Consider the following 13,497-nt stretch of genomic DNA (forward strand, 5'->3'; position numbering starts at 1 on the left):
CTATACCCACTGATTTCTTGATTAAACATAAACCAGTTATAAGCTATAAATGGTTGAGATATTCGCTCCGTAGTCGTTCACTAACGTAAGGGTAAGTTGCTGACCTTTAATCGCTTTTATTCCTTCTGGAATCGTCAGAATCGACGAAGATTTTGGGGATACCATCTCACTGCTGGCGAAAGAAATGATTTTATTATTCACCGTCATCTGCGCGTCTCGTAAGCTAATGAAATATCCGGTTGGGTTATTTATGGTTATTTTCTGTCCGGTGTTATCACTGAGGCTAACTTGTATTTTTTCATGCAGGTTATCGGTGTTTTCATTAAGCGCGGTTGGTCGATAAAATACCTTCAGGCGATTTTTTACAATCAGCACTAATTTATTATTGGCCTGTTTATCCGCTTTCATGGCGGGAATCTGTAGAAAGTTAAGATAGAAAACGGATTCGCGATCTTTGGGGAGATTACGTTCGATATAGGCCAGACGAACTACCTGACCGCTTTGTGGCTCCATACGAAATATTTGCGGAGTCAGTAAAAAAGGCACGTCGTCTTTGGTTGGTGATGACTGGTTATTACCATCATCCATCCAGATTTGCACCAAATTCGGATTATCGTCTTTGTTGCTGAGCTGTAATATTTTTTCCCGCGTGCCTTCCGGATAAACCACCCGCGTGCCTGTCATTACAACGCTTGCCTGCGCTGCAAAAGAAACAATGCTGGCCAAGGCCAGCAAGATGCAGGCAATGATGTTTTTAGCGTATATCGTCATTGGTATCTCATATTCTTGGCGTGTTGAATTAATTAGCCTGAACGGGTAGGCCAGCATCACTGGAATTATCAGGGGTAAGTAATGGCGTATTGTGCCGAAGCCATCACGCTACCGGCGACCGCATTTCCGCTTTCCGAAATATATTGCACGGAGAGATCCTGAGAGGCCGAAGTTGCGCCTGTTGCTAGCGTAATTCCCGGAACCTCAACGGGGCCGGAAGTTAAAATGACCGGGCGATCGGTTGAGTCTAATAGTTGGATTGCCACAAACTGAGCGGTACCGGTGTTACCCAAATTTCCGGCTGGGGTGACGTTCATTCCCTGGAATACCGAACTGATTTTGGTTTCTTTGCTGGCGACATTACAGCCGGTCAGGTTGATGGTGAAATTGGTTTTACCAGCGACGCTATTGGGGCCGGACAGACTGGCGGAAGCGACGGTGGGCAGTAATACAATCGGCGTATTTGCCGAGCCATTTATATCGACCTGACAGGTTTGTTCAGCTACCTCACCCTGAAACTTAATGGTGTTATTAGACGTGGCAGCCAATGCAACACCGGGCAAGGTGAATAGCAGGGCCATCAGTAGCGTTTTATTCATTCTGATCTCACTTACTTTATATGATTTAAGGACACAGACTTGTTCGGGGGGGAGGGCAAGATCTGCGAGGCACGGACGATGGCGATATCAACGACCGTGGTTAATCAGCGCGTAGTGTAGGTGGGATGACCTGCAAGCAGAATGAGAGGCGTCTTTGATTTCTATAGGAAACGTCCTACAAGCTTTGTAGGATAAAGGCTACTAGAGCTAAATAGGCTATTTTTTAGGAGGTTGGGTATTAATAAAACGGCGATTGGCGCTGAGCTTTGTTTTGTTATAGAGAAGCGTCATAGAGAGTAGGCAGAATTAAACGGGTAAAACGCCCTCTTTCGGTGATGGCGTTATTATCAGGCGCGGGTACAGGCCGTTTGCCCGAATTACCGGGCAGCGGCTTTGGCAATTTGCTCATTGGTTTGTATCAATAACGCCTGCCATATCGGCCAGTGTTCGGTTATTGCATGATGATTCCGACTGGATAACAAATCCTCAAACAGAATACAGCTTGCGACTAAATCTTCCGCGGCGACAAATTGAACGCCGCCTTTTATGCGATGTATCAGATTGGCAATTTCCTTGTAATCTGTTTCCCGTTCGAGGGGATTGTCACTTAGCTGAGTCATAATTTGCTGTAGGCGCGCCAAATCCAACTGATTACTGCTCAACAACGAGGCCAATAGCTCTTTTTCCACACCAGCGTTGCCACCGGAAAGCTGGCGGAGTTTACTGTGCATTGCGCGCGTATCTTCAGCCGCCTGCATCAACTCAGTCGGGACTTGGGCGGTGATAAAACCTTGCTGTGCCAGAATCATACGTAGGGAATCCAGCGTGACGGGTTTAATGAGGCAGGTATCCATTCCGGCTTTTTGACACTGCAACACGCTTTCTTGACGAGCATCGGCGGTACAGCCAATCACAATAATATGACTTAGCCGCTCATCGTTACGAATGCGATAAGTCAGCTCAAAACCATTCATTACCGGCATATTGTAATCGGTAATGACCAGATCGAACGTTTGTTCTTGCAGCAGCGCCCATGCTTGCGCACCATCATTGGCGGCGACTACCTGCTTCAGGCCGATGAACGCCAGTTGCTGGCGTAATACTTTACGATTCACCTCCATGTCGTCCACCACCAAAATATTCAGATGGCTGACTTGTTGCGGCATCGCGGAAAGTCTCGGTGGATTATCGGTTGCCACCGGTGTCAGTTCCGCCAGCGTCAGAGGCAGCGTGATAAACAGGCTGGTTCCTTTGCCCAGTTCACTTTCCATAGAAATATCGCCGCCCATCTTCATCACCAGTTGGCGACAAATCCACAGGCCTAAACCGGAGCCGCCAAAACGCGGCGATCCACCCTCATTGGCCTGACTGAATGGCTGGAACAGTGAAGCCTGCGCCGTATCGGAAATACCGATTCCAGTATCGGTAATATCTATGCTTATTATTCCCTGCTGAGGGGCGGTGGTTTCCCAGGTCACATCAATGGAAACGCCGCCTTGCTCGGTAAATTTCAGAGCGTTGCCCAACAGATTGCCAACAACCTGTTTCACCCGCAGCATATCTACCAACAATAATGGCGGTATTTGATCGTCAATCCAGCTGGAAAAGCGCAATTGACGCTCACTGGCGATAGGCTGATAAATTTGCAACAACCGCTCGAATTCAGCGCGAAAATCGGTCGCAACCGGATGTACGCTAAGTTGGCCAGCTTCAATTTTTGCCGAGTCGATAATGTCATCCAGCAGGCGAAGCAGCGATTGAGCAGAATTAGACACGGTTTTTAACGTTTCTTTTTGTACTGGCTGTTGGCCACGAATTTCCAGTTCCAGTAGCCCTAAAATGGCGTACATCGGCGTGCGTAGCTCATGGCTAATGGTTGCCAGGAAGGTACTTTTGGCTCGGTTGGCGCTTTCAGCCTCTAATCTGGCGGCTTCCAACTGGCGCTCGATGTTTTTACGCTGGCTAATATCCAGCCAGCCGCCTAATAGCCCTTTTTCAGCGCTATTTAATGGGATAATCCACAGGAAGATATCCCGCAGCTCGCCGCCAATTTCGATTGAAATATCCAGCATTTGCGGCTGCATATCCTGTAATACCTGTTGGCATAAATCATCAATTTGTCTATCCAGCGGAGTAATGAGCGGCCAGTCGGCATTGTCGCCATTTTGATTAAGCAGATCTTTTAGCTCATCTTCACGATCGGCGGCAAAGTAACGGTTGTAGGTCGCTAACTGCCCGTCGGCGGTGCGGATAAACACAGCGAACGGCAGGGCATTAATGATCGATTCCTGCTGTAATAATCGGGTATGTAATTGGCTGGCTTGACGCCGTTTATTAAATACCAGGTACCCAAGGTATAAACCGCATAGCAACAGCACCGCAGAGCTAATTTTAAGCAACAGCATCAGCCATTGGCTTTCAATAGAATCATCCGAGGCATACACAGGTTTGGGTTTATAAACGCTCCATTCGCTAATAATGCTATCCAGATCTTCCGGTGCAATGGAATCCAGCACTTTATCGATAATCGCTTTTAACTCTGGCACTTCCGGCCGGATAGCAAAAGCCATACCCAGGGGCTCTTCACTCGCGACCGCAACGATTTTAATATTGGGTTTGAAATCCTGCGAAGCAATAAAGTTGGCGGTCATCATATTTTTCAAAATAGCGTCAACTTTGCCCTGCTGTAACCAGCGCACCAGCGTCATGGTATCCGGCGCTTCGATAAAATTAATTTTCTGATTTAAGAATGGGTTGGAAATAATATTATTAGAGACGCTCCCGGCCTGTAATCCCACGCGTTTACCGGCCAGATCGGCGACATTATTAATATCCGTTCGGTCTTCACGCACTAATATTCCCCATAATGACTGGGAAAAGGGCGTGCTGAATAGCGCATCGTTATAAAGGCCATCGCGAACTGCCACGCCGGGCAGCATATCTATTTTCCCAGCGCGGAAATCTTGCAGCCCTTCACCGGTATTAGTGATAAAAACGGGTTCAAATTTAAGACCGGTACGGCGGGCAATCAAATTAATGAGTTCGACAGATAATCCTGCCATTTTCCCGGTACGACGATCGCGGAATATAATGGGAGCCAGATCGAGCGGAGCCAGATAAGTCACAATCGGATGACTATGAATCCAGTCTATTTCCTGCTCGGTGAGCAGCATTTTGGCATCGATATTGTAGTGATGTCGACTCCCAAACCAGCGCTGTTGAATATCGCCGGTTGCCCGGCTGGGCAGCAATTCCAGCACTACATTGAGATCGTCTATCAGCTTTTGATTGCTGGCTTTTGCCAGAAAGGAATAAGGCGCCGGGTGATAGGGGGCGAAATTGCGGATTTGTAACGTCAGCAGCTGTAGCTGATCGATTAAGTAGTTGGCTGAGGTCGCGTTAGCGACAAAAACATCGGCGTTACCATAGGCCACCGCCAATAATCCTTGTAGTTGGTTGGGATAGGCGACGATATTATCATTATGATAATTAAATAAAAATTCTGGTGATAGCGGTTCATTATTTACAATCGCTACGGTTTCAGGATGGCGGCGTTGGGTTGGGTCCCAATCTTTGCTGCGGACTTCGACGTGACGGTTAGTGAAGAAAGCGTGGGAGGCAATTAGCCCCGGCTGCGCCAGCATCGGCGTTCCTGCCATTAAATCAATCTGACCGTTTTCTAACGCATTGAGCACCAGCCCGTAATCGCAGTATCCGATCATCTGGAATGATAACTGACTGGAATCACTAATTATTTTTAGATAGTCGGCAACGATGCCTTCGATTGAATTATCATCGCGATTCACGACGAAAGGGGTGTTAGCGTCGATCACCACGCCCACTCTCAGGGTGCGGCGGCTGGATTGGCGCGTATCGATTTCTGGCGTTAACAGCAGGTCATCGCTGTAATTCTTGGCGATGCTATGTAACGTTAGCGGTTGGCCGGTATCACATCCCAGCCGGCTATTTATCGGTGCGGCCAGCGCAGGCGCGACAAGTATAAATAGCAGGAAAAACAGCCATGTAGATGGCTGGCTACACCAGATTGTGGGTATGCGCATAGTCAGCCAGCTCAATCACTGAGGATAGCCCCAGCTTGGTTAAAATGCGGGTTTTGTAGGTGCTGACCGTTTTATTACTAATAAACATCTCATCGGCGATTTGTTTATTGGACAATCCATTGACCAGATAACGCAAAACGTTAATTTCCCGTTCAGACAACATGCGCGCGCGGTTGACCGAATCATGGCTGGAAGGTTGCCCAGCGAGCTGGCTTAAGGCCTCGGATGGGAAGAACGAATAACCCCGCAGGACGTTTTGAGCGGCGAAGAGTATTTCGCTAATGTCTTTGTTTTTGCTGATAAAACCGTTGGCACCAGCTTGCAGTGCGCGCACGGCAAAAACCTGTTCGTTTTTGGCTGACAAGAACAACGACTTGCCGGTGAATCCACGTTGTTGCAGTTTTTTCAACAAAGAGAAACCGTCGAAGTTGGGTAATTCGATATCAATAATCACTAAATCAACAGGCTGGGCATTTAACATTGCCAGCGCTTCATTACCGTCGGCGGATTCATAAATCGCTGAGAATTCATTGTTCTGCGATAATAAGGCGCGGATAGCGACGCGAATTGCGGGATGATCATCGATTATCATTACAGACTTCATAAATACTCTCCAAAAAACGTTATTTTAAGGATATATCAAGCATAGCATGCTGAATTTCCCGGCTGACAGAGACACGAATAGTAAGATAAAAGAGACCACAATTAATGACTACCAATCCGCAATCAAACAGATTCTAATCACTGCTAACATATTATCAAGAAAAGAATTTTTTGATTACAATCCGTTATTGTTTCATCGCGATAGCCAGCTTCTGATCTAAAGAAAAATGAATGTATTCGGCGTTGGGATTTATCTTAGCTTAATCATAATGCTAGATTTTAAATTGGAAGGAATATATAAACTTATTGATAATGAATACTATTATTCAGCGATTGTGATGCGTTTAAATTTTCCCGTCGGGTTTCGTGTAAACGTAAATAAACCGCACAAAAAGATCCTAACGTAAAACACATAAGCAAAAAACCCGACTAAGTTTCCTTAATCGGGCTTCTCTAATATGGCTCCTCTGACTGGACTCGAACCAGTGACATACGGATTAACAGTCCGCCGTTCTACCGACTGAACTACAGAGGAATCGTGTGAACGGGGCGAATAATAGCGAGGTGAGAGGGGGATGTCAAAGGGGAATACGTTAATTTCGATCGTTTGCTCATAGAATGCGCAACTTATTGAGATTTTGTCATTTTTCGCACCATAACCCGCCTTTTTTTGCATATCAAGCAGATTGTAATCCCTTTGCGAGCGCCGTTAAGGCTGGCCATCGTGTATGGCCAATGAGCAAATAGGCTTTTTGGTCGGTTAAAACGAACATGCCGTAGGGATGAATCTGCAGAAAATAACTGTCCCCCGGTGCGGGTTGAAGTTGACGATATAGCGACTGTGGAGCGCCAATTTGCATGATTTTGCCTTTATTCATCACCAATACGGTGTCTGAAACGGCAAAGGGTTCGCTTTGAACGTGAGTAACATGCAGTGAAGGGATATTAAACTGCTGCTGCAATTCACGAATTTTATCGCGCATGCTGAGGCGCAGGTTGGCACCCAGATTACTAGCGGCTCGTTGAATAACAGTATCTTGGGTTTTAGGAGCAAAGCGCGAGCCAGGGTCACACGCTGTTGCTGGCTGCCAGAAATTTGAACGACATAACGATCGGCAAAACCGCCCACACCCGCCAGCGCTTCTTTCACCCGATCTTTAATTTCAGCCTTTGGGCGACCAAGCATTTTCAGACCGTAACCAATGTTTTCCCCTAGAGACATATGCGGGAACAGGGCGTAGGACTGGAATACCACACCAATATCCCGTTGCTGGATGGAACGGTCAGTCACATCCTCACCGTCAATAAAAGTTTGTTCGTCGCTGAAGCCCCGACCTAATAGCTGAGTAAAGTTATTCAGCGGCAGAGTGTCATCCGCGCACCAGTGGATGGTGAAACTGCCGTAGAAAATACTGCCGGACAGCAAGATGTTAAAGGCGATCCCGACATACAGCATCGCCGTGGTACCCCAAACCAGTATCACCGGTAGCGGTTGTACGTCTGCGCGAGAGGAGTTACCGGAAATGGTGACGTAGGAACGTTTAGCTATCCACATATAAGATCAGCGGCGCCAAACGTAACCCTTGCGGTAGCAGTATAGTGGCGTTCTGGCTCTCATCGCTCAGGTAAAAACTGATGGTCCAAAGAGCCAGTCAACTGAGGGTGAAGGATCTCGCTAAGAATAGCGAAATCCCCAGTGAGCGGAGCCGTAGCATGTCAGTGAGCGGTCAGCAGTTGATGGTGTAGTGCAAAGTGAACCAGTTCGACCGTTGTTTCACAGTTCAACTTACCCAAAATATTGGCGCGATGAACGTGAATGGTTTTATGGCTGAGAGCGAGCTGATCGGCAATGGACTTTACGCTAACGCCGCTGACCAGAAGTTGAAACACCTCCTTTTCCCGAGGCGTTAAGACATTCAACTGCTTAGGTTGCTGAGGCATGTGGCGCAGCGCTTGCAGCGCATTGGCACACAGATACAGCCCGCCGCCGCTAACGGATCGCACTGCCTGCACCAGTTCTTCCGGGCCGCAGCGCTTAGTTAGGTAACCGCTGGCTCCGGCATCGACCGCACTTTGCACAAAGGCGGTGGTGTCATAAATGCTCAGAATAATGGCGCGAAACTGCGGATGCTGTTGGCGCAGACGCTTGAGCAGGCTCAACCCACTTTCATCCGGCATAGAGATATCCAGAACCGCAACGTCAACATTGGTGGTTAGCAGATTTTGCCAGGCTTCAGCGGCGCTGCCGTACTCGCCGACAATGCGAATATCCTTTTCTAAAGATAATAATTGAGCAAACCCGGAACGAACCACTACGTGGTCGTCAATCAGCGCGACGTTTATCATAACTTTGTAATAATTTGGGAGAGTTATAAACATCATGCTTATCAATTCTTGTTTGGGCAATAATTGTTAGTGAAAATGTTGAGAGGTTAACAATTTAAAATGAAGAATGATCGAAGGGGAGAGGCACCCCCCTCTGGCGTCCGTAGGATTTCGGCACTTGCCGGAGAGGGATGGAAGGGCGATCAACCCAGCGTTTTGGCGCGATAAATTCGCTGTGGACGTCCAACCTTGCCGTAAATGATTTCCGCCTGTAGCGCATTGTTTGCAGAGCAGAATTCCAGATAACGCCGAGCGGTTGTGCGGCTGAGCCCTAAGGTCACGGCCACGTTTTCGGCGGTATACTCGGCATCACTATCGGCGAATAAAGCCTGAATTTTATCCAAAGTGAGCTGATCGATACCCTGGGGCAATACCGATTTTTGCGTACCCCGGGCGTAGGTGTTGTACATTGCGTCAATTTGGCGCTGGCTGACTTTATCGCCTTCCTGCAAAGCATGATGCCGGTGACTAAAGCGTTCCAGAGAGTGCTCTAGCCGCTCGTAAGCCACGGGTTTTATCAGGTAATCGAATACGCCGTAGCGTAATGCTTCAGCAACGGTGTCCATATCGCTGGCTGCGGTGACGAAAATGACACCGAAATTGCTGCCTTCAAGAGCCAGTTCCCTCAGGAATTCTAGCCCAGAGCCGTCGGGCAGGTAGTTATCCAGCAGGATCAAGTCCGGTTTAAAACGTGCCGCCATGCTACGCGCCTGCTGTAGATTTCCGGCTAACCATACCTGGCGGCAATAATTGCTTTGCTTGATAAACTCCGCGTGCATTTCTGCCAGTGGCGTTTCATCTTCCACCACTAAAATGTTAAGCCATTCCATGGGATCCCCTAGCTTTTGAGATCATAGGTCTTTGGAATAAAGACCGTGAATAAAGTACCCTGCGGTGGGTTCTTCTCAACGGTGATGGTGCCACCGCTCTGATGAACATAAGTCGCGACCAAATATAAGCCGATACCGTGTTCCTCTGAGTGTTTGGAACTGACACCGCGCTCAAACAGGCTGTCTTGCAGCTCAGGGTCAATACCGCAACCGTGATCGGCGACTTCTAGAATCAACTCATGGCCTTCATCGGATAAATACATTTCAATATTTTTATCTCCATCAGGGTTCTTCAGACTGGCTTCAAAAGCGTTATCCAGCAGGTTACCGATGATTGCCGCTAGCTCATTTTCACCTAGAGTTACAGGCAGTATGCCCAACTGACAGCCGGGAATAAAGGTTAAGCTCAGCCCCAACTCTTTGGCTCGATGGTATTTTCCAAACAACAGTGCCGCAATTTGCCGGTTTTTAAAGGTATCGCGCAGGGTATCAATGAGCGCCTGCTGGGAGGACGATTCGGTTTTTACCATCTCCAGCGCGCGATCAAACTCCTTCATTTGCAATAATCCGCTCAGAGTGGACATCCAGTTGAGATGTTCATGGCGAACGGTACGTAAATTTTCAACATACTGCTTTATCTGGCTGAGCTGTGCGCTGAGGGTATAAATATCATCCTGACTGCGGAAGCTGACCACCCAGCCTTGAAAAATATCATCAGTCCAAATACCGGCACGGTTTGCGATGATATTTAACCCATTAAAGGTACACAACTCATCCTGTCGGTTTCCGCCTTCCCGATCGAGGAAGAAATGATCCGGAGAAACCACTTCGCTAACGCTACGGCCAACCAATTGATATGGCGTGGCTGATACCCGTAACATTTTACGAGCGTTTTGGTTGATTGCCGTGATCTTGCCCTCAGGATCTACCGCCAATAGTCCTTCAAACACCGCCCCAAACAGGGCTTCCTGCTGACGAAGTACCCGCGCGATCTCCTTTGGTTCCATTCCCATCATTTGACGACGAATATGATTGGAAAACAACCAGGCAAGAAACAACAGGGTAATCAAAATAATAACAAAATAACTGGTGAGGGGAGTGAGATAACTCAAACGCCAGTGATCGATTTTACTGATTAGATAGCCGAGGGACACTACGCCGATAACTTTGCCATCGCTATCAAAGATCGGCGTTTTAGCCCGCATGGCTTTCCCCATCGATCCTTTGCCATAGATGATGTAGCTCTCGCCGCGTTCCAGTGCGCCTTCTTTAGTCCACTGCATCGGCAGGCCGATTTTGTCCGGATTAGGATGGTAAAGACGACGGGAATTGGCATCGCCAATCACAATGTAGTCAAAATCGGAGCTGGTGCCTAGCCGTGTAACAATTTGGGCTAAGCGTTGTTGGTCTCGCTGCTTGACCGCAGAAACCACGGAGTCCATAGAGGCAACAATTTTGGCCTGATTCATGGCCATTTTACTGACCTGATTGATCAGATATTGTTCGAAACTATGGGTTAGAAAGCGATCCATTGCCCCGATCAGGATAACGGAGAAAACCAATAGCATTAAAAATATGCGCAGCGGGAAGGCAATGTTCTTTAATCCACGCCATTTAAAAAAATGGGCTTTACCAGAAAGCACGTTATTCACCTTTTATGGCTGAATCAAATAAAACGACGAGTAACATAATTTAAATTAAATGATTAATGCAAATAAAAAAACATTATCTCTAATTAAATCAATTAAAATCATAAAATAAATTATATTTACTAAATTAACTGTGAATTAGGTCAATTAACCGAGAAGTTTTTATGTTTAGCATATATTTCTGAACAGGGCTTTCAAAAAGTAAGAATAAGAATTTATAAGAATTTTAATGCGTTAATTGCATTTATACTTTTAATAAAAAGTCATGATTCATCTGTTAATTGCATATGTTTATTGTGTTTTATTTGTTATTTAATGGTTATTCCAGAGAGAAAATTATGGATAGGGTATTTAGGATAATTAAGCGTTCAGACCATCAAAGGATTGTGGAAATAACGCATTTTTTACGTGAAAACGACTTAAATATTGATACTTCCGTTGAGGTGTTTATTACCGTCTCAGTAGATGAAAGATTGGTAGCCTGCGGTGGAATTGCTGGGAATATTATTAAATGTGTTGCCATTAGCGAGCAGGTGAGAGGGGAAGGGCTGGCGCTAACGCTGGCAACTGAACTCGTCAACCTGGCCTATGAACGGCACCACAGCCACTTATTTATCTATACCAAAATTGAGAATCAGTCCTTATTTAAACAGTGTGGATTCTACCCGATTGCCAGTGTGCCCGGCATTGTGGTGTTGATGGAAAACAGTTCCTGCCGTCTGTCTCGCTATGCGCGCCAGCTCTCGACCTTACGCCAGCCGGGCAAGAAAATAGGTTCCATCGTTATGAATGCCAACCCTTTTACTTTGGGGCATCAATATTTGGTACGGCAAGCGGCGGCGCAGTGCGATTGGTTACATCTATTTTTAGTCAAAGAAGATAACTCTCGTTTTCCTTATCAAGATCGCCTGCAACTGGTACTGAACGGCACAAAAGATATTGCCAATTTAACCGTGCACGCCGGTTCGGAATATATGATTTCCCGCGCTACTTTCCCCTGCTATTTCATAAAAGATCAGGGGGTGGCCGACGATTGTTATACCGAAATCGATCTGAAAATCTTTCGTCAATATTTGGCTCCGGCCTTGGGAATAACTCACCGCTTTGTCGGCACTGAGCCATTTTGCACCGTAACCGCCAAATATAACCGGGATATGAGTTACTGGCTGGAAACCCCCGATTTACCTTATCCGTCCATCGAGCTGGTGGAGATCGAGCGCCTGAAATATGGCGCAACCGCTATTTCTGCCTCGTGGGTACGCAAATTACTGGCGCAGGGGGATAAGGACACCATTAGCAAGCTGGTACCTGCCGCGACCTGCCACTACTTACAACGACTGCTGGCTCAGCCTGCAAAAGCGCCGGTCAGCGCGGTCAACAAATCTGTATTTCAATTAGGTGAATAATGAAAATTATCCGAGAAGCGGTCGCCGGCACTTTGGAGTCGAGCGATGTCATGGTGCGAATTGCCCCCCACGATCTGCCAGAAGTGGATTTGCTGATCAACAGCAGTGTGGAGAAACAGTTCGGAGAAGCCATTCGCGCCAGCGTATTGGCATTACTGGATCAACTGGGATTAACCCAGGTGCAAGTGATTATTGACGATAAAGGGGCGTTGGATTGCGTACTTCGCGCCCGTTTGGAGACAGCCTTGCTAAGAGCCTGTGACCTGCCGCACCTGCCCTGGAGCCAAAAATCATGAAACCAGAGATGAAGCAAAGAATGCGTCGCAGCATGCTGTTTGTTCCCGGCGCCAATGCGGCGATGGTCAGTAATGCTTTTATTTATCAGGCAGATGCCATCATGTTCGATCTGGAAGATTCGGTGATTCTGCGGGAAAAGGATGCAGCACGCCGTTTGGTCTTCCATGCCTTACAGCATCCTTTATATCAGGAGGTTGAAACCATTGTTCGAGTCAATGCGTTGGATTCGCTTTACGGGCTGGACGATCTGGAGGCGGTCGTTCGCGGTGGCACCGATATCGTCCGTTTGCCGAAAACCGATGATGCGCAAGATGTGATTGATATGGAAAGTGAAATTGCACGTATCGAAGCGGAGTGTGGCCGGGAACCCGGCAGTACCGGTATGCTGGCGGCTATCGAATCCGCTCAGGGGATTACTCAGGCGTTGGCGATTGCCCAATCTTCTCCTCGTTTGATAGGTATTGCTCTGGGCGCTGAGGATTACGTGCGCAATTTGCGTACCGAACGTTCCGCAGAAGGTGTTGAACTGTTGTTTGCCCGCTGCTCCATTTTGCAGGCGGCGCGAGCGGTGGGAATTCAGGCCTTCGATACCGTGTATTCCGATGCCAATAACGAAGCCGGTTTTCTACAAGAAGCGGCGTTAATCAAACAGTTGGGTTTTGACGGCAAATCACTGATTAACCCTCGCCAAATCGAATTGCTCCATAACCTATATGCCCCGACACAAAAAGAAGTGCGCCATGCGCAAGCGGTGGTGGACGCCGCTGAAGCGGCAGAAGCCGAAGGGCGGGGTGTGGTTTCGCTGAACGGCAAAATGGTGGATAGCCCGGTGATTGAACGCGCTAGGGCAGTCTTGCAACGAGCTGTGCTTTCCGGTTTACGCGACGAATAAGAGG

10 protein-coding genes, 1 tRNA gene and 3 pseudogenes are annotated in these 13,497 nt (G+C 47.6%); 3 read left to right on the forward strand and 11 right to left on the reverse strand.

What is annotated here, in order from left to right; translation table 11 throughout:
* Positions 1-36: 36 nt before the first annotated feature.
* From ACQ4OC_RS06910 to dpiB, 11 genes and pseudogenes are all read right to left on the reverse strand, one after another.
* Entirely contained in the window at positions 37-771 is a 735-nt protein-coding gene (locus tag ACQ4OC_RS06910) for a fimbrial biogenesis chaperone (RefSeq protein ID WP_430971041.1), read from the reverse strand.
* A gap of 68 nt (positions 772-839) precedes the next feature.
* Entirely contained in the window at positions 840-1,370 is a 531-nt protein-coding gene (locus tag ACQ4OC_RS06915; protein ID WP_064517515.1) for a fimbrial protein, read from the reverse strand.
* A gap of 377 nt (positions 1,371-1,747) precedes the next feature.
* Positions 1,748-5,431: an ATP-binding protein gene (locus ACQ4OC_RS06920; protein ID WP_430971042.1), complete on the reverse strand. Its 3,684-nt coding sequence runs from the start codon at positions 5,429-5,431 to the stop codon at positions 1,748-1,750.
* A complete protein-coding gene (locus ACQ4OC_RS06925; RefSeq protein ID WP_064517517.1) occupies positions 5,406-6,035 on the reverse strand; it encodes a response regulator in 630 nt (209 codons plus the stop codon). The genes ACQ4OC_RS06920 and ACQ4OC_RS06925 overlap by 26 nt, the downstream gene beginning before the upstream one ends.
* A 458-nt stretch (positions 6,036-6,493) precedes the next feature.
* A tRNA-Asn gene (locus ACQ4OC_RS06930) sits at positions 6,494-6,569 on the reverse strand.
* A 217-nt stretch (positions 6,570-6,786) separates the two neighbouring features.
* Positions 6,787-7,358: pseudogene (locus ACQ4OC_RS06935) on the reverse strand (ATP-binding cassette domain-containing protein); the annotation flags it as partial.
* A pseudogene (locus ACQ4OC_RS06940) lies at positions 7,353-7,592 on the reverse strand (iron ABC transporter permease); the annotation flags it as partial. The pseudogenes ACQ4OC_RS06940 and ACQ4OC_RS06935, both read right to left, overlap by 6 nt.
* A pseudogene (locus ACQ4OC_RS06945) lies at positions 7,591-7,749 on the reverse strand (MASE1 sensor histidine kinase); the annotation flags it as partial. The pseudogenes ACQ4OC_RS06945 and ACQ4OC_RS06940, both read right to left, overlap by 2 nt.
* A gap of 1 nt (position 7,750) precedes the next feature.
* Positions 7,751-8,380: a response regulator transcription factor gene (locus ACQ4OC_RS06950; RefSeq protein WP_064518533.1), complete on the reverse strand. Its 630-nt coding sequence runs from the start codon at positions 8,378-8,380 to the stop codon at positions 7,751-7,753.
* A gap of 182 nt (positions 8,381-8,562) precedes the next feature.
* A complete protein-coding gene (dpiA, locus tag ACQ4OC_RS06955; RefSeq protein ID WP_064517528.1) occupies positions 8,563-9,249 on the reverse strand; it encodes a two-component response regulator DpiA in 687 nt (228 codons plus the stop codon).
* 8 nt (positions 9,250-9,257) lie between these two features.
* Complete coding sequence (dpiB, locus tag ACQ4OC_RS06960) at positions 9,258-10,892, reverse strand: sensor histidine kinase DpiB (RefSeq protein ID WP_071925612.1); 1,635 nt, start codon at positions 10,890-10,892, stop codon at positions 9,258-9,260.
* Between the two features lie 344 nt (positions 10,893-11,236).
* Between dpiB and citC the strand changes: the two genes are divergently transcribed.
* Genes citC through ACQ4OC_RS06975 form a run of 3 tightly spaced genes read left to right on the forward strand, consistent with a single transcriptional unit; the run spans position 11,237 to position 13,493 of the window.
* Positions 11,237-12,304, forward strand: a complete 1,068-nt coding sequence (gene citC, locus ACQ4OC_RS06965; RefSeq protein WP_064518541.1) for a [citrate (pro-3S)-lyase] ligase — start codon at positions 11,237-11,239, stop codon at positions 12,302-12,304.
* Entirely contained in the window at positions 12,304-12,600 is a 297-nt protein-coding gene (gene citD / locus ACQ4OC_RS06970; RefSeq protein ID WP_064517531.1) for a citrate lyase acyl carrier protein, read from the forward strand. The genes citC and citD overlap by 1 nt, the downstream gene beginning before the upstream one ends.
* Complete coding sequence (locus ACQ4OC_RS06975; protein ID WP_064517534.1) at positions 12,597-13,493, forward strand: aldolase/citrate lyase family protein; 897 nt, start codon at positions 12,597-12,599, stop codon at positions 13,491-13,493. Before citD ends, ACQ4OC_RS06975 begins: the two co-directional genes overlap by 4 nt.
* The last annotated feature ends 4 nt before the right edge of the window (positions 13,494-13,497 follow it).

This window comes from Yersinia sp. J1 (assembly GCF_050586585.1).
Taxonomy (GTDB): domain Bacteria; phylum Pseudomonadota; class Gammaproteobacteria; order Enterobacterales; family Enterobacteriaceae; genus Yersinia; species Yersinia entomophaga.

What these genes read in the sequence shown, in the direction of transcription:
- ACQ4OC_RS06910 (WP_430971041.1), bottom strand. Translation starts at nt 771, where the DNA reads ATGACGATATACGCTAAAAACATCATTGCCTGCATCTTGCTGGCCTTG.
- ACQ4OC_RS06915 (WP_064517515.1), bottom strand. Translation starts at nt 1,370, where the DNA reads ATGAATAAAACGCTACTGATGGCCCTGCTATTCACCTTGCCCGGTGTT.
- ACQ4OC_RS06920 (WP_430971042.1), bottom strand. Translation starts at nt 5,431, where the DNA reads ATGCGCATACCCACAATCTGGTGTAGCCAGCCATCTACATGGCTGTTT.
- ACQ4OC_RS06925 (WP_064517517.1), bottom strand. Translation starts at nt 6,035, where the DNA reads ATGAAGTCTGTAATGATAATCGATGATCATCCCGCAATTCGCGTCGCT.
- ACQ4OC_RS06950 (WP_064518533.1), bottom strand. Translation starts at nt 8,380, where the DNA reads ATGATAAACGTCGCGCTGATTGACGACCACGTAGTGGTTCGTTCCGGG.
- dpiA (WP_064517528.1), bottom strand. Translation starts at nt 9,249, where the DNA reads ATGGAATGGCTTAACATTTTAGTGGTGGAAGATGAAACGCCACTGGCA.
- citC (WP_064518541.1), top strand. Translation starts at nt 11,237, where the DNA reads ATGGATAGGGTATTTAGGATAATTAAGCGTTCAGACCATCAAAGGATT.
- citD (WP_064517531.1), top strand. Translation starts at nt 12,304, where the DNA reads ATGAAAATTATCCGAGAAGCGGTCGCCGGCACTTTGGAGTCGAGCGAT.
- ACQ4OC_RS06975 (WP_064517534.1), top strand. Translation starts at nt 12,597, where the DNA reads ATGAAACCAGAGATGAAGCAAAGAATGCGTCGCAGCATGCTGTTTGTT.